The sequence below is a fragment of the Intrasporangium calvum DSM 43043 genome, assembly GCF_000184685.1.
Classification (GTDB): Bacteria; Actinomycetota; Actinomycetes; order Actinomycetales; family Dermatophilaceae; genus Intrasporangium; species Intrasporangium calvum.
The window spans coordinates 2,874,050-2,895,913 of the sequence record NC_014830.1 but is presented as its reverse complement, the minus strand read 5'-3'; the positions used below and the strand labels follow the sequence as shown (position 1 = coordinate 2,895,913).

At 71.6% G+C, this 21,864-nt stretch carries 21 protein-coding genes and 1 pseudogene; 16 read left to right on the top strand and 6 right to left on the bottom strand.

Annotated elements, in window-relative coordinates; genetic code table 11:
• Positions 1 to 174: 174 nt before the first annotated feature.
• Positions 175 to 288, bottom strand: a pseudogene (locus tag INTCA_RS20335) (RIO-like kinase); the annotation flags it as partial.
• 180 nt (positions 289 to 468) lie between these two features.
• Here INTCA_RS20335 and INTCA_RS13080 point away from each other — a divergent pair.
• The 7 genes from INTCA_RS13080 (at position 469) to INTCA_RS13055 (ending at position 8,002) form a co-directional block, all read left to right on the top strand.
• On the top strand, positions 469 to 3,780 hold the full coding sequence (locus INTCA_RS13080) for a DUF7379 domain-containing protein (RefSeq protein ID WP_013493402.1): 3,312 nt from the start codon (positions 469 to 471) through the stop codon (positions 3,778 to 3,780).
• Between the two features lie 57 nt (positions 3,781 to 3,837).
• A complete protein-coding gene (locus INTCA_RS13075) occupies positions 3,838 to 4,710 on the top strand; it encodes a caspase family protein (RefSeq protein WP_013493401.1) in 873 nt (290 codons plus the stop codon).
• 51 nt (positions 4,711 to 4,761) lie between these two features.
• Positions 4,762 to 4,899 carry a hypothetical protein gene (locus INTCA_RS19880; RefSeq protein WP_169312917.1) on the top strand — a complete coding sequence of 46 codons (138 nt, stop codon included), beginning with the start codon at positions 4,762 to 4,764 and terminating at the stop codon, positions 4,897 to 4,899.
• Between the two features lie 3 nt (positions 4,900 to 4,902).
• Entirely contained in the window at positions 4,903 to 5,217 is a 315-nt protein-coding gene (locus tag INTCA_RS13070; RefSeq protein WP_013493400.1) for a type II toxin-antitoxin system PemK/MazF family toxin, read from the top strand.
• Between the two features lie 77 nt (positions 5,218 to 5,294).
• On the top strand, positions 5,295 to 6,026 hold the full coding sequence (locus INTCA_RS13065) for a DinB family protein (RefSeq protein WP_013493399.1): 732 nt from the start codon (positions 5,295 to 5,297) through the stop codon (positions 6,024 to 6,026).
• Positions 6,027 to 6,201: 175 nt separating this feature from the next.
• Positions 6,202 to 7,398 carry an acyl-CoA dehydrogenase family protein gene (locus INTCA_RS13060; protein WP_013493398.1) on the top strand — a complete coding sequence of 399 codons (1,197 nt, stop codon included), beginning with the start codon at positions 6,202 to 6,204 and terminating at the stop codon, positions 7,396 to 7,398.
• A gap of 40 nt (positions 7,399 to 7,438) precedes the next feature.
• A complete protein-coding gene (locus INTCA_RS13055) occupies positions 7,439 to 8,002 on the top strand; it encodes a YflT domain-containing protein (protein ID WP_013493397.1) in 564 nt (187 codons plus the stop codon).
• A gap of 126 nt (positions 8,003 to 8,128) precedes the next feature.
• Here the strand turns inward: INTCA_RS13055 and INTCA_RS13050 are convergent, their stop codons facing one another.
• Positions 8,129 to 9,682: an aminopeptidase P family protein gene (locus INTCA_RS13050; protein WP_013493396.1), complete on the bottom strand. Its 1,554-nt coding sequence runs from the start codon at positions 9,680 to 9,682 to the stop codon at positions 8,129 to 8,131.
• Positions 9,683 to 9,789: 107 nt separating this feature from the next.
• On the opposite strand from INTCA_RS13050, the gene INTCA_RS13045 reads away from it, so the two are divergent.
• From INTCA_RS13045 to INTCA_RS13035, 3 genes are all read left to right on the top strand, one after another.
• Entirely contained in the window at positions 9,790 to 11,355 is a 1,566-nt protein-coding gene (locus INTCA_RS13045; RefSeq protein WP_244859827.1) for a threonine/serine exporter family protein, read from the top strand.
• 112 nt (positions 11,356 to 11,467) lie between these two features.
• Positions 11,468 to 12,010 (top strand): MaoC family dehydratase, encoded by a 543-nt coding sequence (locus tag INTCA_RS13040; RefSeq protein WP_013493394.1) that lies wholly within the window; start codon positions 11,468 to 11,470, stop codon positions 12,008 to 12,010.
• Positions 12,011 to 12,128: 118 nt separating this feature from the next.
• A complete protein-coding gene (locus INTCA_RS13035; protein ID WP_013493393.1) occupies positions 12,129 to 13,106 on the top strand; it encodes a type IV toxin-antitoxin system AbiEi family antitoxin domain-containing protein in 978 nt (325 codons plus the stop codon).
• Between the two features lie 189 nt (positions 13,107 to 13,295).
• On the opposite strand, the gene INTCA_RS19875 is transcribed toward INTCA_RS13035, so the two are convergent.
• Together INTCA_RS19875 and INTCA_RS13025 are read right to left on the bottom strand one after the other, a co-directional pair.
• Complete coding sequence (locus INTCA_RS19875) at positions 13,296 to 14,393, bottom strand: hypothetical protein (protein WP_013493392.1); 1,098 nt, start codon at positions 14,391 to 14,393, stop codon at positions 13,296 to 13,298.
• The gene (locus tag INTCA_RS13025; RefSeq protein ID WP_013493391.1) at positions 14,390 to 14,947 is read right to left on the bottom strand and encodes a SigE family RNA polymerase sigma factor; all 558 of its coding nucleotides are present in this window, start codon (positions 14,945 to 14,947) and stop codon (positions 14,390 to 14,392) included. Before INTCA_RS13025 ends, INTCA_RS19875 begins: the two co-directional genes overlap by 4 nt.
• Positions 14,948 to 15,135: 188 nt before the next feature.
• Here INTCA_RS13025 and INTCA_RS13020 point away from each other — a divergent pair, with 188 nt between their 5' ends.
• Genes INTCA_RS13020 through INTCA_RS13005 form a run of 5 tightly spaced genes read left to right on the top strand, consistent with a single transcriptional unit; the run spans position 15,136 to position 18,548 of the window.
• Complete coding sequence (locus INTCA_RS13020) at positions 15,136 to 16,002, top strand: PHP domain-containing protein (protein WP_052338014.1); 867 nt, start codon at positions 15,136 to 15,138, stop codon at positions 16,000 to 16,002.
• Positions 15,999 to 16,130, top strand: a complete 132-nt coding sequence (locus tag INTCA_RS20480) for a hypothetical protein (RefSeq protein WP_013493389.1) — start codon at positions 15,999 to 16,001, stop codon at positions 16,128 to 16,130. Before INTCA_RS13020 ends, INTCA_RS20480 begins: the two co-directional genes overlap by 4 nt.
• A 10-nt stretch (positions 16,131 to 16,140) precedes the next feature.
• A complete protein-coding gene (locus tag INTCA_RS13015) occupies positions 16,141 to 17,067 on the top strand; it encodes a RecB family exonuclease (RefSeq protein WP_013493388.1) in 927 nt (308 codons plus the stop codon).
• A gap of 1 nt (position 17,068) precedes the next feature.
• Positions 17,069 to 17,716 (top strand): maleylpyruvate isomerase N-terminal domain-containing protein, encoded by a 648-nt coding sequence (locus INTCA_RS13010; protein WP_013493387.1) that lies wholly within the window; start codon positions 17,069 to 17,071, stop codon positions 17,714 to 17,716.
• A 28-nt stretch (positions 17,717 to 17,744) separates the two neighbouring features.
• A complete protein-coding gene (locus INTCA_RS13005) occupies positions 17,745 to 18,548 on the top strand; it encodes a ParA family protein (protein WP_013493386.1) in 804 nt (267 codons plus the stop codon).
• Between the two features lie 107 nt (positions 18,549 to 18,655).
• Here the strand turns inward: INTCA_RS13005 and INTCA_RS13000 are convergent, their stop codons facing one another.
• On the bottom strand, positions 18,656 to 20,344 hold the full coding sequence (locus INTCA_RS13000) for a DEAD/DEAH box helicase (RefSeq protein WP_013493385.1): 1,689 nt from the start codon (positions 20,342 to 20,344) through the stop codon (positions 18,656 to 18,658).
• 198 nt (positions 20,345 to 20,542) lie between these two features.
• Here INTCA_RS13000 and INTCA_RS12995 point away from each other — a divergent pair, with 198 nt between their 5' ends.
• Entirely contained in the window at positions 20,543 to 21,250 is a 708-nt protein-coding gene (locus INTCA_RS12995) for a ferritin-like fold-containing protein (RefSeq protein ID WP_013493384.1), read from the top strand.
• 220 nt (positions 21,251 to 21,470) lie between these two features.
• Here INTCA_RS12995 and INTCA_RS12990 read toward each other — a convergent pair whose 3' ends face one another.
• Positions 21,471 to 21,737, bottom strand: coding sequence for a hypothetical protein (locus INTCA_RS12990; protein WP_013493383.1), 267 nt, complete (start codon positions 21,735 to 21,737; stop codon positions 21,471 to 21,473).
• Positions 21,738 to 21,864 lie beyond the last annotated feature (127 nt).

Here is a 21,864-nt window from a genome sequence, read left to right as displayed (position 1 = left end):
CGGCTCACCAGCGGGAGGTGGCGGCCGCCATGAGGTCGTCGAAGAGTGCCCCGCGTCGACCTCGAACCCACGCCGGGTGAACCACTCCGCCCAGCCCAGCTCGGCGAGCCGCAGCATCGCCTCGCGCAGCTGCTCGAAGAGCGTCGGCAGGAGAGCAGGGGCGGGCCGGGTCTGCGCGAGGCGGGGTGCCGCCTGCCCGTCGGGTGAGCCGATGAACTCCATCAGCATCTCGCCCGAGTCCATCTGGACCGGATAGGGGACGGGCAGACCCTCGCCCCAGAGCCGCACGAGGGTCTCGAACTCGGCGAAGGCCCAGAGCCCGCTGATCAGCTCCGTGGTTACCGCCGACGCGACCCGCAAACGGCTATTCGGTGCCGGCCTCTTCTGCCATTCCCCCTCAGCGCGCGCCGGCGCGCCACTACCGTGGACAGAGGACCTTTTGCGGGGGCGAGCCAAAGGGGGAGCCGTATGCCGCCCACCTCCTTCGCGGGTGAAGGTGTCAGAGCCGTCGTGCCGGAGTTCTACGACGTGAGCGACTCGCCGCGGGTCCGCGCGCTCCCGGGAGAGCCGGGATTCGAGCAGGAGGTCGGCCGCGCTGCGATCATCGCCTCCCTCGAGGAGAGCGGCCTCGACCCGGTCGAGCGGTTGGACCTCGTCCCCCGACGGTCTCGGGACCTGCCGGGCCCGACCCCCGGGGGCGGACCGGCCGCCGAGCGGGCGGGACGGGCCACGGTCGAGGTCGACGTCGGCGCCGAGCAGGACGCCGTCGTACTTCTCGAGCGGGACGGCGTGTACTCCTGGCAGCTGCCGGTCGGCGCGGGGGAGCGCACCCGCTCGATCGACCTCGGCCCCCGCACGGCCCGGTTCGAGATCGACCTCGCGACGGGCAACGGCAGCCGCGTCCCGAGCGGCGGCCGGAGCCGCGGGCTGCTCGGCGACGTCGTCAGGGGCGCGGTCCACGCCGTGGTCTTCCGTTTCGGTGCGCCCCTCGTCGTCGGCCGGGCGATCGAGAAGATGGAGGAGCACGTCCGTCCCGGGCTCGTCCACCTCACCGGCACCGACCTCGGGTCGTGGCGGACGTTCGAGCGGCTGGACGAGCTCGCCCTGCCGACCGACCGGCCGGTGCGGCTGCTCCTGCTCATCCACGGGACCTTCTCGTCGACGGCGGGCGGCTTCGGCGCCCTCACCCACGACGAGAACGCGGTGGCACTGCTCCGCGGGGCCCTCGGCGCCTATGACGCCGTCATCGGCTACGACCACCGCACGCTCAGCCTCGACCCCCGCCAGAACGCCAAGGACCTGCTCGACCGCCTCAGCACGCACCACCCGGACGCCGAGCTCGTCATCGACATCATCACCCACAGCCGCGGGGGCCTGACGACGCGCAGCCTCATCGAGCACGAGCTGCCGGGGTCTGCCTGGCCGGGGCGGGTCGACCGGGTCGTCTTCGTGGCCGCGACGAACGGTGGGACGCACCTGGCGGACCCCGACCGCTGGCACGATCTCGTCGACCTCTACACGAACCTCGCCAGTGCCGGCGCCGGTGTGCTCGCCGGCCTTCCCGGCGCCGCGCCCGTGGCCGCGGTGGTCGCCGGGGTAGTCCGGGGGATCGGCGCCCTCGTGAAGTACCTGGTGTCCTACGCGGCCGAGGGCGATGGCGTGCCGGGGCTCGCCGCCATGGTGCCGGACGGGCCCTTCGTCACCGAGATCAACGGGTCCCAGCCGGGGCAGCCCGGCCCGGGCACGAGCTGGTTCGTGGTCGCGTCGAACTTCCACGTGGAGCTCCTCGACGACTCCCACCGGCCGCCGGAGTTCCCCCGCGAGCTCGTCGTCAAGCTGGGTGAGGGCTTCGTCGACGGGCTCTTCGACGGCGACAACGACCTCGTCGTCGACACCGCGTCGATGAGCGCGATCGGCCCGCCGGACGGCGGCTTCGTCGCGGATGCCCGCGTCCTCGAGTCGAACGACCGCGTCTACCACACCAACTACTTCAGCCAGGTCGACGTGATCGAGGCGATCACCGGGTGGCTGCTGCTCTCGTTGCCGTCGGGCGCGGGGCCGGACGCCGCGCCGGAGGGCGGGGACGAGCCGGTCAGCGCGGGGGCTGAGCCGGTCGAGATGGGGGACGAGCCGGCCGGCGTGGGGACAGAGCCGGGGGACCGGGACCTGCCCATGGCGCCGCCGCCATCGCGGGACCTGCCCATGGCTCCGCCTCCGCCCGCACCGGCGGCACCTGAGCCCGATGCTGGAGTCGCGCCGCCCGCCGCACCCCCGACGGACGCCACCGTCGCCGCCGAGATGCCGGCCACGGTGGTCACGCGTGAGCCCTTCGAGGTCCGAGTATCACTGTCCCGCAAGGACATCCGCCCCAACGCGGGGACGGTCCACGCCTCTGCGCACGTGACGGTCCAGGCCGAACGGCCCGTGTCGGTCCAGGTGGTCGGCAAGTCGAACGCCGAGGTGGTCGGCGCGGACGCCGACGTCCTGGGCCTGCCGCTCGGCGGGGGCGAGTCGTCGGTGTCGTTCTCCGTCCGCGCGCTCGCCACGGGCCCGGTCGTCGTCCACGCCGTCATTCGGCAGGGCTGGGTGCCGCTCGCCACGCTCTCACTCGAGGCGTCCTCGGTGACACGGGCAGCGCTCGGCGCACCCGAGCCGCCGGCCCGCGCCGAGATCCACACCGGGATCGATGCTCCCGAGCTCGACGGGCTGCCCTGCCTCGACATCATCGAGAGCTCCCGCCCGGACGGGTCGGTGGTCTACAAGTACGCCGTCCGGATCGAGCCTGACGGGCAGGCGGTCGCCTTCCAGTCCGTGCCCATCGTCGACCGCGCCCGCACCATGGCCGCCTTCCTCGACGAGGTCCAGGAGCTCGTCGGCGCTGACCTCGGCGAGGCGCAGCTCCTGCGCCGGCTCCAGGACCTGGGCACCCGTCTCTACGACCTGCTGCTCCCGGAGGAGATGCAGGCCTACCTCTGGGAGCACCGCGACGACATCGGCGACCTCATCGTCTACGCGGACGAGCCCTACGTGCCATGGGAGCTGGTCCATCTCAAGCCGCCCACGGGGCCGCGGCAGCGCGAGCCCAGGTTCCTGGCCCAGGGCGGGCTCGTGCGGTGGCGGCTGGGCAGCTTCCCACCGAAGGAGCTGCGGGTCCGGGAGGGCCGGGCCCGAACGCTCATCCCCGACTACCGGGACCCGCAGTTCGCCCTGTCCGAGCCGGTCCACGAGGCGAGGTACCTGGAGGAGCGGTTCGGCGCGAAGCCGGTGCGGGCCACCCCGACCGGCGTCGTCCAGCTCCTGCGCGGTGGCCGTTTCGACCTGCTCCACTTCTCGGGCCACGGCGCGGCGGACGTCGAGGACATCCTCGGCGCTCGGATCCTGCTCCAGGGCCGCAAGCGCGGGCGGAGCGTCGAGCCGCAGTTCCTCAGCGCCACCGAGGTGAGCGAGAACGTCCGCTGGGCGCGCCCCGGGGAGGCCGGCCCCGTGGTCGTGCTCAATGCCTGCCAGACGGGACGCGAGGGCATCCTCCTGACGACGGCCGGCGGGTTCGCTGACGCGTTCCTCGACGCCGGCGCGTCCGCGTTCATCTCGTGCCTGTGGTCGGTGCACCAGCAGCCTTCGCGCACCTTCGTCGAGACGCTCTACGACGAGCTGCTCGACGGCACCCCGATGGCACAGGCGACCGCCCGGGCGCGAAGGGCGGCCCGGGAGCGAGGTGACGCCACCTGGCTCGCCTTCGTCGTGTACGCCCGCCCCGACGCCGTGCTCACCCGAACCTGAGCCGGCCCGTCCGATCGAAGACCCACGCGACCCACCACGCACGAGGAGGAACAGGCCATGGCACGAAGCGCCGTCTGCGTCGGCATCAACGAGTTCGAGAACCTGCCGGTGAGCAGCTGGCTGGCCGGATGCGTCAACGACGCCGAGGACATCTCGACCGCCCTGAAGAAGTACGGCTTCACCTCGCGCACGACGACGCTGCTCCGCGACTCGGAGGCCACGAAGCAGGCGGTCATGACTGCGCTCACGGCGATGGTCGACAAGGCGAAACCGGGAGACCACCTGGTCTTCTCCTTCTCCAGCCACGGCACCCAGGTCCCCAACCAGCCCGATGACACGGATGAGCCGGACGGGCTCGACGAGGTCTTCGCCTGCCACGACATCAAGCGCGCCGGCGACCAGTGGGACCGCGACACGGTCATCTCCGACGACGAGCTCCGCGAGCTCTTCCAGCGGGTCCCCGCGGGCGCCCTCGTCGAGGTCCTCCTCGACACGTGCCACAGCGGGACCGGCCTCAAGGACCTGGAGGAGATCCAGCTCGCCATGACCCTCGGGCGCAAGCCGCGCTTCCTGCCCCCACCGTCGCCGCGCGGCCTCGACCGGGCCCGCTCCATCCGCGAGCTCCAGCCGACCCGGACCGTCGACCACAAGGCCCTCGCCGAGCTGACCCGACGTGGCAAGGGGGCCCGGCCGGTCCTCTTCGCGGCCTGTCGCCCGAACCAGACCGCATCGGACGCGACCTTCGCGGGGCGGCCCAACGGGGCCTTCACCCACCTGTTCCTCACGTCACTCGCGGCACGGCCCGACGCCACCCGGGCCGAGCACCTCAAAGCTGTCCACGCGGGGCTCAAGGCCGAGCGGTTCGAGCAACGCTCCACGCTGGAAGGCGCCCTCAAGGCCAGGAAGGTGGGGTTCGGCAGCCTCTGGTGACTGCCCCCACCCTGAGCACCGAGTGGCAGAGCGTCGAGTCGGGCTGCCCTCGTGACAGCCGCGCTGGAGCGCGAGATGCGGCGGCAGGCTGCCGCCCAGGACGCGCAGATCCTTCGGCGTCAGGGATCAGGTGATGACCTCGACGAGCTGGTCAGGTGGACCGGCGCCCACGTCGTGGTCGAGGACTGATCGGTGCGCGAGATCTGCTTGGTTCGCCTGGACCAGACACGGCCGGCGCTCGTGCTGACTCGGGAGGCTGCCCGCGGTGCCATGACGAAGGTGACGGTGGCCCCGATCACGACGACCGTCAAAGGATTGTCGAGCGAGGTTCGGGTGGGGCCGGACAACGGGCTGGATCATGAGTGCGCAGTCGCGCTCGACAACGTCGTGACGGTTCCAGTGGAGCTGCTCGGCCGCACCATCGGGTTTCTCAAAGCCGAGCAGGAGGTCGAGCTGGCTCGTGCTCTGGTTCTCGCCTATGACCTCGAGCTCCCGCTTCTCGGATGAAGCCGTCCCGGTCGGCCCCCGTGAGCTGCCCACTTCCATCCGGACGTGGCGTGGGCGGTCCGACCTAACCTGTCTGCATGCGACGCTTCGACGACGAGGACCTCACCGGCGCAGAGTTCCGAGAATGCGACCTGAGCAGGGCGCGGATGGTCGGCGTGGTCATGCAGGACGCCGAGATCGACGGACTGGTCACCCATCTCGTGGTCAACGGGGTCGAGGTGATGGCATACGTCGAGGCCGAGCTCGACCGCCGTCACCCGGTACGGCTGCTGATCCGTTCCGATCAGCCGGCCGATCTGCGAGAGGCCTGGCGGCAGCTGCGGGACGACTGGGCGAGGACCACCGAGCGAGTGCGGTCCATGCCCGAGGACAGCGAACATCACGGCGTCGACGGCGAGTGGTCGATGGTCGAAACCCTGCGTCACCTGGTCTTCGTGCACGACTCCTGGTTCCGACGCTGCGTGCTCGGGATCACCGAGCCGTTCACGGCCCTGGGACTGGGTCCATCTCTCGTCATGGACCGGGCGGAGGACGGGCTCGACCCGTCCGCCCGGCCGAGCCTCGACGAGGTGCTCGCCGTGCGAGTCCGGCAGTCCTCCGAGATCGAGAGATGGCTGGCTGAGGTCACGCCTGACCAGCTCGCACAGGCCGCGCCGGTGCCCGACGACGACAGATGGCCCCCGTACGCCAAGGGCCGGACGGTGCGGCAGTGCCTCGGCACCGTGCTGACCGAGGAATTTGCCCACCACGGGTTCTGCACGCGCGACCTGGACAAGCTGTCGCGTCACGTCTCGTCGCAGGATTCATGAGCGAGCCCGAGCCGGTGCGACTGGGGATCCAGCGGGGCGGGCACGTCCTCCGCGAGGTCGTGACGATCGTTACAGGTGGGGGACGACACACGCGGAGGCGTGTGCCGGGAAGCGAGCTCAGCGGCATACTCGGTCGAAGCCCTGACCCAGCCACGACCTAAGGCGGCGATCCAGCGTGTCCCGACTCCAGCAGACCGAAGGCCTCACCGAGGAGCAGACCGAGCTGTTGTCGCTCGTACGGCAGTTCGTCGAGGAGCAGATCCTGCCCGTCGCCACCGAGCTCGAGCACCGCGACGAGTACCCCCAAGCCATCGTCGACCAGATGAAGGAGATGGGGATCTTCGGTCTGATGATCCCCGAGGAGTACGGCGGCCTCGGCGAGTCGTTGCTGACCTACGCCCTGTGCGTCGAGGAGATCGCCCGCGGCTGGATGTCCGTGAGCGGCATCGTCAACACCCACTTCATCGTCGCCTACATGATCCTCCAGCACGGCACCGAGGAGCAGAAGCAGCGCTACCTGCCGAGGATGGCGACCGGCGAGGTCCGCGGCGCCTTCTCGATGAGCGAGCCCGGCTGCGGCTCCGACGTGTCGGCCATCAAGAGCAAGGCCGTCCGCGACGGCGACGAGTGGGTCATCAACGGCCAGAAGATGTGGCTCACCAACGGCGGCTCGGCCAACCTCGTCGCCGTCCTCGTCAAGACCGACACCGGCGCCGACTCGGTCTACAAGAACATGACGACCTTCCTCATCGACAAGGAGAGCGGCTTCGGCGAGACCGCCCAGGGCATCACCGTCCCGGGGAAGATCGAGAAGATGGGCTACAAGGGCGTCGACACGACCGAGCTCATCCTCGACGGGCACCGCACGACCGACGCGCAGATCCTCGGGGGCGAGCCCGGCAAGGGGTTCTACCAGATGATGGACGGCGTCGAGGTCGGCCGCGTCAACGTCGCCGCCCGCGGCTGCGGTGTCGCCCGGCGGGCGTTCGAGCTGGGGATCGCCTACGCGCAGCAGCGGGAGGCGTTCGGCAAGAAGATCGTCGACCACCAGGCGGTCCTCTTCCGCCTCGCCGACATGGCCGTCAAGGTCGAGGCCTCCCACGAGATGATGGTCAAGGCCGCCCGCAAGAAGGACTCCGGCGAGCGCAACGACCTCGAGGCCGGCATGGCCAAGTACCTCGCGTCCGAGAACTGCGCCCAGGTCGTGGAGGACTCCTTCCGGATCCACGGCGGCTACGGGTACTCCAAGGAGTACGAGATCGAACGGCTCTACCGGGAGGCCCCGATGCTGCTCATCGGCGAGGGCACGGCCGACATCCAGCGGATGATCATCGGCCGCCGCCTCGTCGAGGACTACAAGCTCAAGGGCTGAGGTCCCGCGGTCCGCGCCCGGAAAGTGCGAGGATGAAGCCATGAGCCTGCAACCGAAGGGTCCGGGGGCTCGCCCCGGCTTCGCGACACTCTCCCTCGACTACCCCATGTCCCTCGGGACGTTCGAGAAGTACGACCAGGCCCAGAAGGCCGTGGACGTCCTGTCCGACAACGGTTTCCCGGTGGAGAACTGTCTCATCGTCGGGACCGAGCTCAAGCAGCTCGAGCGGGTCACGGCCCGCCTGACGTGGGGACGCGTCGCGCTGGGAGGCGCACTGTCAGGCTTGTGGCTCGGGCTCTTCGTCGGCCTGATCTTCTCGTTGTTCAACCCGCCGACGAGCGCGTTCGCGCTGCTCGTGGCGACGGCGCTCTGGGGCGTGCTGTTCGGGCTCATCTGGTCGCTCGTCGGCTACGCGTTCACCCGTGGCACGCGGGACTTCTCGTCGGTGAGCCAGGTGGTCGCGACGAAGTACGAGGTGTTCGTGGAGCACAAGTTCGCGGAGCAGGCGCGGGGCATCCTCGCCAAGGCCAACATCCAACCGAGTGGGATGGGCGGCTTCGGCTCACCCACCCCGCCGCCCCCGTCCGACCGCACGGACGGCTGATTCCCGCTCGGGCCGACCACCCCTCGACCCCGCGTCGAGTGTGCAGTTCCTGCCGGGCCCGTCCTGGCACGAGGTGCACACTCGACGAGAAGGGGGTCGCCGGCGTCGAGGAGGGGGCATTCGCCGTCAGGACGGGGAGGGCTCCGACCAGATCCGGGCGATCCACGCCTCGACGTCGTCGGCAGTGCGCGGCATGGCCGCCGAGAGGTTCTCGCAGCCGTTCTCGGTGATCAGGATGTCGTCCTCGATCCGGACGCCGTTGCCCCGGAACTCCGGCGGCGCCAGCAGGTCGTCAGCCTTGAAGTACAGACCCGGCTCGACCGTGAGGATCATCCCCGGCTTGAGCTCGCCCTCCGTGTACTGCTCCCGCGTCGCGAGGGCGCAGTCGTGGACGTCGATGCCCAGGTGGTGGCTCGTGCCGTGGACCATCCAGCGCCGGTGGTACTGCCCGTGCTCCTTGTCCAGCGTGGCCTCGACATCGATGCCCTCGGGCAGCAGCCCCCACTCGTGGAGGTGCTCGGCGATGACTCGGATCGCGGCGGCGTGGACGTCGCTGAACCGGTTGCCCGGCTTGCACGCCGCGATGCCGGCCTCCTGCGCGGCGTAGACCGCGTCGTAGATCCGGCGCTGCGCCTCCGTGAAGGTGCCGCTGACGGGAAGGGTGCGCGTGATGTCGGCCGTGAACAGCGAGTCGACCTCGACGCCGGCGTCGAGGAGGAGCAGGTCGCCCTCCCGGATGTCGCCGGTGTTCTTGATCCAGTGCAACGTGTTGGCGTGGTCGCCGCTCGCGCAGATCGAGTCGTACCCGATGCCGTTGCCGTGGTGGCGGGCGTGGAGGCCGAAGACGCCCTCGACCCACCGCTCGCCGCGGCCCCGGCGCACCGCCTCGGGAAGGTCGGCGATGACCGCGTCGAACCCGCGGTGCGTCCCGGCGACCGCCGAGCGCATCTCCTCGACCTCCCACTCGTCCTTGACCATCCGCAGGTGGGACAGGAAGGCGGAGAGCTCGTCGTCGGCCTGGTGCTGCACCTCCACCCGCTGCTCCGCCTCGGCCTCGTCCGCCCCCTCCGTCGCGACGGCGCGGGCCTTTTCGACGATCGCGGCGATCGATGCGTCGGCCTCGCGGACCACGCGGACCTGCACCTCGCCGGCGTCCTTGCCGACTGCATCGGCGAACTCGTCGATGTGCCGCCCGGTGATCCCGAGCTCGGCCTCGACGTCGGCGATGGTCGGCCGGGCCCCCACCCAGAACTCGCCGTACCGGGAGTCACCGAAGAACTCGTCCGTGTCGCGGCCGGAGAGCGGGCGGAAGTAGAGCACCGCCTCGTGACCGGGGGTGTCCCCCTCGCCGCCGGCGTCACTGGTCGGCTCGAGGACGAGGACGGCGTCCGGCTCGCGGTCGCTGCCGAGACCCGTCAGGTGCGCGAAGGCGCTGTGCGGCCGGAAGACGTAGTCCGTGTCGTTGCTGCGGACCTTGAGCCCGCCCGCAGGGACGACGACCCGCTCACCCGGGAAGGCGGCGCTGACAGCGGCACGGCGCTCAGCGGCATACGGCACGACGCTCGCCTGCTCGGGGAGCCCACCGCGCCGCGGCGCCCAGCCGGACGCGACGAACGCGCGGAACTCGTCGGTCGTGGGCCGCGCCCGGTTCTCGCTCTTCTTCTGCTCTTCGCTGTTCACCCCGCCATGCTTCCACGCCCGAGGCCGTGCGTCGCAACCCCTTCCTGGCCGACCGCACGCCCCGGGTAGAAGTGGCGGCCCGGCGTCCCCAGGCATACGGTCGTCCTGTGCCTCGCAGCGACGGACCCCGGCGACCGAGCGACACCCCGCCCCCCGACCCGCTGCCGTCCCTGCCCTCGCTGCCGGCCCTCCGGGAGAGCACCCGGCGGGCCATGCGCCCGAGCGGCCCCCCGACGGACGAGATCCCGCTCTGGAACGCCCCCGACGACGTCGACCGGCACACGGCCCGGGCCGTCATCGACCTCGCCATGCGGGCCGGGGTGGCCATGCTCGCCACGGGAGCGGCCGCTGCCGACGTCACGGCGACGGTGCTCCTGCTGACCCGCGCCTACGGCCTCGCGAGCGTCCACGTCGACGTCACCTACACCTCCGTCACCGTCTCCTACCACCGCGGTGCCGACGCCGACCCGATCACGGTGATGCGGATCGTCCGCTACCGCGTGCAGGACTACACGCGCCTCGAACGGCTGCGGGCGCTCATCGTCGCGCTCAGCCAAGAGCCCCTCGACGTGGCCGAGGCCCGGGTGCGATTCGACGCCGTCATCACGGCGCCGCACCCCTACCGACGCTGGGTCGTCACCATCGCCGGCGCCACCCTCGCCGCGGGGGCGGCCGGACTGCTCGGGGGCGGGTGGTTCATCATCCTGCTCAGCTTCCTCACCGCCGCGCTCGTCACCCGGGTCAACGAGTGGCTCGGCAAGGTCGGGATCTCGTCGTTCTTCGCGCAGGCCGTCGGCGCTGCCATCCCCACCGCCGTGGCGACCCTCGTCGTCGCCGGGCAGGCCGCAGGGGTGAGCTTCTTCGGCGAGGTCTCCGCGTCCCTCGTCGTCGCGGCGGGCATCGTCCTCCTCCTGGCCGGGCTGTCCATCGTCGGTGCGGGCGAGGACGCGCTCGAGGGCTACTACGTCACGGCCGGCGCGCGGGCGTTCGAGGTGGTCGTCCTGTCCCTCGGCATCGCGGTCGGCATCTCCGTGGTCCTCGCTGCCGGCCATCGCCTCGGCTACCCCATCGCGATCAGCTCGCGCACGCTGCTCGACGAAAACCTCCTCGTCCAGTTCGTCTGCGCGACCGTGATCTCGGTGGCCTTCGCCGTCATGTCCTACTCCACCGGGAGGGCCGTCCTCATGGCCGGCGCCGCCGGAGCGCTCGGGTGGGGGATCCTCGCCTTCGGCGAACGCGCCGAGATCGGCGCGGTCACCGCCTCGGCGCTCGCGGCGCTCGTCATCGGTCTGGCGGCCAGGCTCCTCGCCCGACGGGTCCGTGCCTCGGCGCTCGCGGTGACGACGGCCGCGATCGTGCCGTTGCTGCCCGGGCGGAAGGCGTACGAGGGGATCTCCCTGCTCGTCACGCAACCGGACGGGCTGGGCTTCTCGGCGGGGCTGCCGATCCTCGCCGAGGCGTTCGGGCTGGGGCTCGGCCTCGCGGCGGGGGTCTCGCTCGGGACGTACTTCGCCGGGCTCGTGCTCGCCCGCCGGCTCGGCGTGCGGCTCGGGCAGGCCGCCGGCGCCAGGCTGCCGTCCGACCCGTCCGCGTCCGCGGCGGTCCTCGTCCCGCTCCTGTCCGACACCGGCGAGCTGCCGCGGATCGACCCGGAGACCCCGCCCCCGCCGTGAGGCACCTGACAGCGTGAGGAACCCCACGGCATACGGCCATGTCTGTATGCCGCTGGGTCAGGCAGGCTGGGACGCGTTCGTTTCGGAGCGGTGGGGTCTACAGGAGGACGACATGCAGTTCGGTCGCAGCTACGAGGAGTTCGAGGTCGGTGCCGTGTACCAGCACTGGCCGGGCAAGACCGTGACGGAGTACGACGACCACCTCTTCTGCCTCCTGACGATGAACCACCACCCGCTGCACCTCGACGCGAACTACGCGGGGGAGACGACGCAGTTCGGTCGCAACGTCGTCGTCGGCAACTACGTCTACTCGCTCCTGCTCGGGATGTCGGTGCCGGACGTGTCGGGCAAGGCCATCGCCAACCTCGAGATCGAGTCCCTGCGCCACGTCGCGCCCACCTTCCACGGCGACACGATCTACGGCGAGACGACGGTGCTCGACAAGTGGGAGTCCACGTCGAAGGACGACCGCGGCGTCGTCTACGTCGAGACGATCGGCTACAACCAGGACGGCGAGGTCGTCTGCATCTTCCGGCGCAAGGTGATGGTGCCGAAGGAGAACTACCTCGAGGCGCGCGGTGGTGAGCAGCCCGCTCGGCCGGTGCCGCAGCCGGACAAGAACTGGCCAGGGTCGACGCCGGGCGCGGAGGCGTAGCACCCGTCCCCGCGGGTGTGTTGCTGCTCGTCCCCAACCGGTCGGGTGGTCGGGCCGTCGTCCACAGCGCCGTGGCCGGCTCTTCCACCGCGGGCCGTATGCCGCTGGGCTCGCTCCCATGGACACGCGACTCCAGGCTCTGGCGGGCCACCAGAACGGCACCTTCACCGCGGCACAGGCCACTGCGCTCGGCGTCCCGGACCACGAGCTGCGGCGGGCCGTGGCGGGAGGCGAGCTCGTCCGGGTGCGGCGGCAGGCCTACGTCTCGGGGCCGGTGTGGGCGGCTGCGACCCCGGAGGAGCGGTATCGCCTCGCTGCGGTCGCGATCGCCCGCACCCGTGCCGGTGACGCGTTGAGCCACCACGCGGCGCTCGCCGTGCACGGCCTGCCGCTCTGGGGCGCCGACACCGACCGGGTTGACCTCGTGTCCGAGGTGCGACAGGTGACGCACCGGCGTGGCCTCGCCCTCCATCCGGCGCGGGGCCTCCACCTCGGTGAGGTTGACGGCGTGCGGGTCACCTCGGTCGCGCGGGCTCTGGTCCGCACGGCCGTCTCGATGGGACGGGACTGTGCGGTCGTCGCTGGCGACGCAGCGCTGCACCGCAACCTCGTCACGGTCGCCGAGCTGATCGACGAGGTGGCCCGCGTGACCCCGCACGAGGGCCGGGGCCGAGCCCTGGAGGCGGTGCTGCGGATGGACGCGAAGGCGGAGTCGGTGGGGGAGTCGTTGACGAGGCTCGTCCTGGACGACCTCGGGATGGGCTACGAGTCCCAGGTCGTGATTCGCACGCAGTCCGGCCGGTTCGTCGGCCGGGTCGACTTCCTCGTCGAAGGGGTGGTGCTCGAGTTCGACGGCCGCTCGAAGTACCAACGTGCCCGGGACGATGACGACAGCGACGGTGCCGGGTCAGCGGACCCGGGTCAGGTGGTGTGGCTCGAGAAGCGGCGGGAGGACGCGATTCGGCGTGAGGGTTACCCGGTGGAGCGAGTGGTCTGGGACGACTTGGCGCGACCGGGTCTGATCGGGCTGCGGATCAAGGAGGCCAAGCGGCTGGTGCGGCGCCCCCGCGGCGAGGAGCAGCGCCCCGGTGCCTGACTCGGCCGCGCCGCCCCCGCATCCCCCGCAACCCCGCAACCCCCCGAGCCCGCAACCCCCGAGCCCGCAACCCCCCGAGCCCCCGCGCCCGCAACCCCCCGAGCCCCCGCAACACACCCGCTTACCGAGTGCAGGTGTCGGCTCCAGGCGGCAGGTGCAGTCGACAAGCGGGTGTGTTGCGCCGGGCCGTCAACTGGTGGGGCGGAAGGAGCCGGCCGTCCCGTCGGCGTTGACCCACCTGACCTCCGCGACGACACCGCCCTGCTGGCCGTCACCCCCGGTCTTCAGCTCGGCCGCGAAGGCCGTGGCGCCGATCGCCTCGAGCTGCTGGTGGTAGATGTCCCCGACCACGGTGGCCGCGTCCCGCAGGCGGAGCTCGACCTGGAACGCGCCGGCGGGCAGCATCCCGTAGGCGACCCACCAGGCCTTGCCCTCGGGCATCGGTAGCGGAGCGGTGGGTTCCGGCCCGCCCTCGTGACCGCCCAGACGTCCTCCGACATACATCAGCCCCGGTTTCCCGGCGTACGGTTCCGGCGCCTCCGTGGTCGTCCCCGGCATCCGCGCACCCCAGGCGCGGGTCGCTGCGTCCGCCCACACCTGCATCGCGTCGCCCGTGCTCGGAACGGTGAAGACCGCCGACTGGAAGTCACTCGCGGCCGTCGTGTGGGCCCGGCCCTTCGCGTCCTCCCACTCGATGGAGCGCAGGTCCGCCACCGTGCCGGGACCGTCGATGGCGATGGCGAAGGCGTCGTACCTCGTGCCCGCCAGCGGGGCCGTGACGGATCTCGTCGTGCCCCGGGCGGGCAGGACGAAGCCGCTGACCGAGGTCGTGCCGGCCGGGACGACGCCGATCACGGCCTTGCCGGCGTCCGTTCCGCCGTACGTCATCCCGTCGCCCCCGGCGGAGACGGAGCTGCCGGCCAAGCCGTCGACCCCCTGCTGGCCGTACTCCAGGCGGTCCTCGTCGCCGCCCGTGACGATGTAGCGAACAAGGTAGGTCGTGCCACCGAGGTCGAGGGTGGCCTGCGAGGAGGCGACGGACTGCGTCACGGTGGGGCGCGACCCGTTGCCTGCCGGGGTGAGCGGGTTCGGCTGCCCACCCAGCTGCCCAGCGACCGCGACGGCGGCCACGGCCACGGCGGCCGCGGCGCCGATCCCCACGACCCGGCGTCGGCGGACGGCCCGGTGTCCCAGGCGCAGCACCTCCGCGGGGTCGAAACCAAGTCCGGGCTCCCGGCTGGCGTGGTCGAGGGCCGGCTTGATCCGTGCCTCCGGAGTGGCGTTCATCGCCTGCTCCCTTCGTGGTTGAGGTCGGAGCCTGTCGCGTCGGCGAGGCGGCCTGGGGGCTCGAGCTCGGGGAGGCGGCCCCGCAGGGCGGCCAGCCCGCGAGATGCTGCGCTCTTGACCGCGCCGACGGAGATCCCGAGGAGCTCGGCGACGGTCTGCTCCGACAGGTCGGTGTAGTACCGCAGGACGACGACCTTGCGCTGCTGCTCGGGCAGCTGGCGGAGGAGGCGCACGACGAGGTCGCGGGTGTCGCTCGTGGCCGTCGCGTCCGTCACGGGGTCGGTGGGCGGGACCGCGTCGGTGATGACCTCCCGACGGGTGGACCGCCAGCTGTCGGTGCGCTGGTTGGCCAGGACGCGACGGGCATACGCCAGGGCCTCACCCTCACGGACCCGCGGCCAGGCGACGTAGGTCTTGACGAGGGCGGCCTGGGTCAGCTCCTGGGCACGATGGTGGTCGCCGGTGAGCAGCCACGCAGTGCGCAGGAGCGCCGGGCCGGCCTGTTCCATGAATGCGCTGAACGCCGCATCGCGTTGCCCACCTCGTGCTGTCATCGACCGTCCTTATCGCCGCTCATGTCCGTACTACGGCCCAGCCTTGCGGAAGGTTGCCTCAGAGGGCGATTCGCAACACACCCGCTTCCCGAGTGCCGGCCCCGGCTGCGACCGGCCCCTGCACGCGATGAGCGGGTGTGTTGCGGATCCAGCCGGGGGTGGTTGTCGCGACCCCTAGGCTGGCCTCCGTGAGCCCCGCCGCCCCGGTCATCGACCTGCACACGCACTCGACCGCGAGCGACGGCACCGACACGCCCAGCGAGCTCGTCGCAGCGGCGCAGCAGGCGGGCATCGACGTCCTGGCCATCACCGACCACGACACCGTGGCCGGCTGGGCGGAGGCCGAGCAGGCGGCCCGCCACCTTGGCGTGACGCTCGTGCGGGGCATCGAGGTGTCGACGGCCTACGGCCACGCATCGATCCACGTCCTCGGCTACCTTCCCGACCCGGCCGACGAGACGCTCATGGGGGAGCTGGCCAGGGCGCGCGACTCCCGGGCCACGCGGCTCGAGCGGATGGTCGACCTCATGGCCGCCGACGGGATCCCGATCACCTACCCCGAGGTGCTCCGTCAGGTCGCTCCCGGCGCCACGCCCGGACGTCCCCACATCGCCGACGCCCTCATCGCCAACGGCACGATCCGGCACCGGGACGAGGCCTTCCGCGAGTGGCTGACCAACGAGTCGCCCTACTACGTGACCCACTACTCGCCCGATCCGGTTCGCGCGTGTGAGCTCGTCCGCCGCGCGGGTGGCGTCCCCGTGCTCGCCCATCCGTTCACGCGGACCAGAGGCGCCACGGTGACGGACGCGCTCATCGAGCAGATGTATGCCGCTGGGCTGGCTGGTCTCGAAGCCTTCCACCGCGACCATGGGCCTGCGGAGGTCGCGCGCGCGGAGGCGCTGGCTCGCCGGCTCGGTCTCCTCGTGACGGGCGCCAGCGACTACCACGGCGTCGGCAAGCACAACGTCCTCGGGGAGCACTCGACCGAGCCCGAGGTCCTCGCCGCGATCGAGGCCCAGTCGAGCGGTGTCACCCCGGTGGTGCGGCCGTGAGCTGGCTCGACACCACGGTCTTCCTCAGCACCTTCATCACCCTCATCGTCATCCTCGACCCGCCCGGCGCGATCCCGATCTTCCTGGCCGCCAGCTCGGTCCGGGCCTTTGTCACCGGTCCGGCCTAGGCTGGCGGGCGTGACAGGGGAGGGTCGGACCGGCGCGCCAGCGACCACACCAGAGGTGAGCAGCGCCCACCAGGCGGCGTTCGCGGGGATGCCCACGCCGCTCTACGCCGCGTCGCCGTCGCGGCTGCTCGCCTGGCTCGACTGCCCACGCAGGTACCGGATGCAGTACCTCGACCGACCTCGGCCACCGGCGCGTCCGCAGCGGGCCCACACCTCGGTCGGGATCACGACGCACAACGTGCTGCGTGACTTCTGGGACCTCCCGCCGGGCAGGCGCACCCCCGACGGCGTGGCCGAGCTGGTCCGCTCGTCCTGGATCGACGTCGGCTTCCGCGACCCGGAGCAGTCCGCGACGTGGCGCGGGCGCGTCCGCGAGACCGTCGTGGCGTATCTGCGGGGCAGCAACCGCGATCAGCAGCCGGTCGGGATCGAGCGGTCCGTCGCGCTGCGCACCGCGTCGATCGCCGTGACCGGCCGCGTGGACCGGCTCGACGACCGGGAGGGCGAGCTCGTCGTCGTCGACTACAAGACGGGCCGCCAGGTCCCGACCGAGGACGACGCCCGGACGTCGCTTCCCTTGGCGCTCTACGCGGTCGGGGCCGCGCGCACCTTCCGGCGCTCCTGCGTCCGGGTCGAGCTGCACCACGTGCCGTCGCAGACGGTGGCGGCGCACACCCACACCGCGGAGTCCCTGGCCCGCAAGGTCGCCGAGGCGGAGTCGATCGCTGCCGACCTGCGTCGCGTCGACGCGGAGTTCGCCGAGCGTGGCGTCGAGTCGCCGTCCTTCCCGCCCCGGCCGTCGCCATTGTGCACTTGGTGCGACTTCCGGGCCCACTGCGCCGAGGGCCAGGCCATGGGGCCGGAGAAGTCCGACTGGGCCGGGCTCGACGGCGGCTCGACAGCGGCGCGAGAGCCGCACCTTCAGAGAGGATCGTGACATGGTGGACCTGCGGGACGCGTTTGAGACGGCGGCTGACCACGTGCTCTGGCTGCTCGGGCAGGCCGAGGTGGCGGTCGCCTGGGACCGGCCCAGCGCCCTCGCCGAGTGGTCCGTCGGCGGTCTGGCTGCGCACCTCGCCAACCAGGTTCCCACTGCGGTGCGGCTGCTGTCCGCACCCCCAGGTCCCGATCCCATCCCCGGTCCCATCCCCCTGGAGGAGCACTACGCCCGGGCCGCCTGGGTGACGGCCTCGCTCGACGACGAGGTCAACTCGGGCATCCGGGCCACCGGGGACGAGCAGGCCGCAGCTGGGCTCCCGGCCCTGCTCGCCGGCGTGGGGGAGGCCCGGGCCGCACTCCCCGGCCTGCTCGCGGACGTCCCCGCCGACCGACCGGTGCTCATCCCGTGGCAGGGCTGGTCCCTCGTCCGCGACGACTTCCTCACTACCCGCATGATGGAGGTCGTCGTGCACGGCGAGGACCTCGCCGCCAGCACCGGCATCTCTGCTCCGCCCCTGACGACGGACGTGCTCGACCCCGTCCTCCGCCTCCTCACGCGGCTGGCCGTCCGACGACACGGGCAGGCGGCTGTTGTGGCCGCTCTCACGCGGTCGGAGCGGGCTCCCCGCACCATCTCGGCCTTCTGACGCTCGGCGGACCTGACACACTGGCGCCATGGTCCGCCGCGCGCCGAAAGACCGTCGTCCCTCCGTCCTCGCCCTCGCGAACCAGAAGGGCGGGGTCGCCAAGACCACGTCCGTCGCGAGCCTGGGCGCGGCCTTCGCCGAGCAGGGCCGGCGCGTTCTCCTCATCGACCTCGACCCGCAGGCGTGCCTCACCTTCTCCCTGGGGATCGACCCGGACACCGTCGAGACGTCGATCCACGAGGTGCTCACCCAGGGGGCCTCCATCGCGGACGCGGTCCTCCACTGCGACGAGGGCCTCGACCTCGTCCCGTCGACCATCGACCTCGCCGGAGCAGAGGCGATCCTCCTGCCCCGGCCGGGACGCGAGTACGTCCTGCGCACCGCGCTGGAAGGAGCGCCGGACGACGAAGCGAGCCCAGCGGCATACGACATCGTCCTCATCGACTGCTCGCCCAGCCTCGGGGTGCTGACTCTGAACGCGCTCACGGCGGCTGACGGCGTCATCGTGCCGATGCCCGCCGAGATGCTCGGTCACCGGGGGGTGGGCCAGCTCCTCGACACCGTCGCCGACGTCCAGCGGATCCTCAACCGCGACCTCGAGGTCGTCGGGATCCTGCCGACGCTCTATGACGGACGCAGCCGCCATGCGCGGGAGGTGCTCGCCGACGTGGGGGAGCGCTACGGAGTGCCCGTCCTCGACCCGCCGATCCCGAAGACGATCCGGTTCGCCGAGGCGCCAGCGGTCGGACGCTCGATCCTGTCCACGGCGCGGACGTCCAAGGGGGCGGCCGCCTACCGGGAGGTCGCGGCGGCGCTGCTCAAGCGAGCCTGACGGCCGCCCGAGGGTCGCCAACGCAACACACCCGCTCACCGCGTGCTGGCCCCTGCTGTAGCAGGGGTGCGCACGCGACAAGCGGGTGTGTTGCGAGTGGGGGGCGGCTACTCGGCGGCGGCCGTCTGGGCCGGCGTCGCGTCGCCGCTCCGGGACGAACCGCCCCGACGACGGCGGCGCCGGGGACGGCTGTCCTCGCCAACGGCCGCGGTACCGGCGGGCATTGGCTCTGCGGTGCCGTGCGGGGCCGCCGCCTCGACCGACGACCCCTCCGCGTCGGAGGTGGCCGCCCCGGCCACGGCGGCCCCGGCCCCTCGGGTCCGGCGGCGGTTTCGACTACGACTGGGGCGGCTCTCACCGTTCGACGCCTGCTCGGCGGACTCCTCGCGCCGGGCTCCGCCGGAGCGGCCGCGCGCGCCGGAGCCGGTCGCCCGCCCCGGGCCGCCGGAACCACCCGGGCCGCCCTTGCCGTGACGCTTGCCGGTCTCGCCGAGGTCCTCGATCTCCTCGGCGGCGAGCCCGGCTCGAGTCTGCTCGGAGCGGCGCAGGAAGCCCTTGGCCTCGGCCGGGATCCCCAGGTCGCCGTAGAGGTGCTCCGAGTTGGAGTAGGTCTCCTGCGGCTCGGGGATGCCGAGGTCGAGGGTCTTGTTGATCAGCGCCCAGCGGTGCAGGTCGTCCCAGTCCACGAAGGTGACCGCGACACCGGTGTTGCCGGCCCGTGCGGTCCTGCCGATGCGGTGCAGGTAGGTCTTCTCGTCCTCGGGACACTGGAAGTTGATGACGTGGGTGACGTTGTCGACGTCGATCCCCCGCGCGGCGACGTCGGTCGCGACGAGGACGTCGACCTTGCCGTTGCGGAAGGCCCGGAGTGCCTGCTCCCGTGCGCCCTGACCGAGGTCACCGTGGATGGCCGCGGCCGCGAAGCCGCGCTCGCCCAGCTCGTCCGCGACCTTGGCCGCGGTCCGCTTCGTGCGACTGAAGATGATCGTCAGGCCACGGTCCTTCGCCTGCAGCATCCGGGAGAGCATCTCGACCTTGTCGAGCGCGTGGGCCCGGTAGACGAACTGCTCGACCGCCTTGACGGTGTGGGCGTTCTCGTTCTCGTCGCCCATCGCGCGGATGTGGGTCGGCTGGGTCATGTACCGGCGGGCCAGCGTGACGATGGCGCCCGGCATGGTGGCCGAGAACAGCATCGTCTGGCGCGAGGCGGGGGTGAGCGACATGAGGGTCTCGACGTCAGGCAGGAACCCGAGGTCGAGCATCTCGTCGGCCTCGTCGAGGACGACGACCTTGGCCTGGGACAGGTCGAGGTGGCCCTGCTTGGCCAGGTCGATGAGGCGTCCCGGCGTCCCGACGACGACCTCGACTCCGCGGCGCAGGGCATCGACCTGCGGCTCGTAGGCCCGGCCGCCGTAGACGGTCAGGACCCGGATGCCGCGGTGGCGGCCGGCCCGCTCGAGGTCACCGGAGACCTGGACGGCGAGCTCGCGCGTCGGGGCGACGGCCAGGGCCTGCGGCTTGCCCGGACGGGGGAGGGCGTCGAAGCCTGCGTCACCCGGTGCGACGACGCTGTTGAGCATCGGGACGCCGAACCCGAGCGTCTTGCCGGTGCCGGTCTTCGCCTGGCCGATGATGTCGTGGCCCGACAGGGCCACGGGAAGGGTCATGGCCTGGATCGGGAAGGGGTGGATGATCCCCCACTCGGCGAGCGCCGAGATGATCTCGGGGTGCACGGGGAAGTCCGCGAAGGTGATCTCCGGGGCATGAGGATGCGAGGTGTCGGTGGACTGGGTCATCACTGTCTTTCGATCGGCACGAGCACCACACGCGATTGCGGGAGCTCAGTGCAGGAGTCGTGATCCGGGCCGATCGGGGAAGTCAGTGAGCAGTCATCGGGCCGACCGGGCACCGCATGGTCCCGCCCAGTCTACCGGCAGGCCGCCACCTGGCCGTCCACGCTGCCCCGCCGCCGACGCGCGACTAGATTGGCGGCCATGAGCGAAGACGCGCCGACGCGGGCAGACGGCGACCGGGACCTGTTCGACCCGAACTACCGGGCAGCCGTCGTCGACCTGCTCGGCGCCCTCGCCTACAGCGAGCTGCGGGCGTTCGCGCAGCTCGCCAAGGACTCGGAGCTGGCCCCGACGCTGGGTCACACCTCGGCGCTGGCGATTCTCGCGGCGCACGAGCTGCGCAACTTCAAGCTGCTCACCGATCGGCTCCGTGCGCTCGAGGTCGACTCGGAGGAGGCCATGCAGCCGTTCGTCGAGGCCGTCGACGCCTTCCATGCGAGGACCACGTCGAGCAACTGGCTCGAGGGACTGGTCAAGGCGTACGTCGGCGAAGGGATCGCGCAGGACTTCTACCGGGAGATCGCCAACTACGTCGACCCGGACACCAAGTCGCTGGTCCTCGCGGTCCTGGAGGACCAGGGCCAGGCGGACTTCGCGGTGGCCGCGGTGCGCCAGGCCATCGAGGAGGACGGCCGGGTCGCGGGCCGGCTGGCGCTGTGGGGACGGCGCCTCGTCGGTGAGGCCATCACCCAGGCGCAACGCGTCGGGGTCGAGCGCGATGCCCTGGGAAGTCTGCTCGTGGGGGCCCCGGGGAGCGGCGGCGCGGACCTTGCCGAGCTCGGCCGGATGTTCGTCCGGCTCACCGACGCGCACACCAAGCGCATGGAGCGTCTCGGCCTCTCCGCCTGACCCTCGCCCCCGCCCCGTCGCATCGCCAACCCCCACCGCCCATCCCCACCGCAACACACCCGCTTACCGCGCGCTCACGCCGGCTGCAGACGGCACGTGTGCGCGGTCAGCGGGTGTGTTGCGGAAGCGGGTGGTGCCGCCGGAGCCAGCCCAGCGGCATACGGCATGGCGAAGGGCCCGACCCACGGGGGGCCGGGCCCTTCGTCTCATCCGCGGGGCGTCACACTGCCTTGTTGGTGACCCTGCCGTAGATCAGGATGCCGCCGGCCGCGAGGATCGCACCGACGATGATGGACAGCCACGGGATTCCGCCGTTGTCGTTGTTGTACGCGAGGGCACCGAGGATCACGCCACCGATCAGCGAGGCGACGATACCGATGAGGGTCGTCATCACCAACGAGATGTTCTGCCTGCCTGGCAGGAGCAGCCGCCCGAGCAGGCCGATGATCAATCCAACGATGATGGTCCAGATGATCGAGGAAATCACGTGTTGAGCTCCTTCGGGTCGAGTCGCGGGCTTCCGCGCCTACTGTGACCGCTATTTCGGATCACGCCCACAATCTTTCACTTTCGGCGGGCGAAGTGAGGGACGTGAAAGGTCACAGTTGCGTCTA

Bases quoted from the DNA above. Each gene is read 5' to 3' on its own strand.
- INTCA_RS13080 (WP_013493402.1), top strand. From the start codon at position 469: ATGCCGCCCACCTCCTTCGCGGGTGAAGGTGTCAGAGCCGTCGTGCCG.
- INTCA_RS13075 (WP_013493401.1), top strand. From the start codon at position 3,838: ATGGCACGAAGCGCCGTCTGCGTCGGCATCAACGAGTTCGAGAACCTG.
- INTCA_RS13065 (WP_013493399.1), top strand. From the start codon at position 5,295: ATGCGACGCTTCGACGACGAGGACCTCACCGGCGCAGAGTTCCGAGAA.
- INTCA_RS13055 (WP_013493397.1), top strand. From the start codon at position 7,439: ATGAGCCTGCAACCGAAGGGTCCGGGGGCTCGCCCCGGCTTCGCGACA.
- INTCA_RS13040 (WP_013493394.1), top strand. From the start codon at position 11,468: ATGCAGTTCGGTCGCAGCTACGAGGAGTTCGAGGTCGGTGCCGTGTAC.
- INTCA_RS13035 (WP_013493393.1), top strand. From the start codon at position 12,129: ATGGACACGCGACTCCAGGCTCTGGCGGGCCACCAGAACGGCACCTTC.
- INTCA_RS19875 (WP_013493392.1), bottom strand. From the start codon at position 14,393: ATGAACGCCACTCCGGAGGCACGGATCAAGCCGGCCCTCGACCACGCC.
- INTCA_RS13025 (WP_013493391.1), bottom strand. From the start codon at position 14,947: ATGACAGCACGAGGTGGGCAACGCGATGCGGCGTTCAGCGCATTCATG.
- INTCA_RS13010 (WP_013493387.1), top strand. From the start codon at position 17,069: ATGGTGGACCTGCGGGACGCGTTTGAGACGGCGGCTGACCACGTGCTC.
- INTCA_RS13005 (WP_013493386.1), top strand. From the start codon at position 17,745: ATGGTCCGCCGCGCGCCGAAAGACCGTCGTCCCTCCGTCCTCGCCCTC.
- INTCA_RS13000 (WP_013493385.1), bottom strand. From the start codon at position 20,344: ATGACCCAGTCCACCGACACCTCGCATCCTCATGCCCCGGAGATCACC.
- INTCA_RS12995 (WP_013493384.1), top strand. From the start codon at position 20,543: ATGAGCGAAGACGCGCCGACGCGGGCAGACGGCGACCGGGACCTGTTC.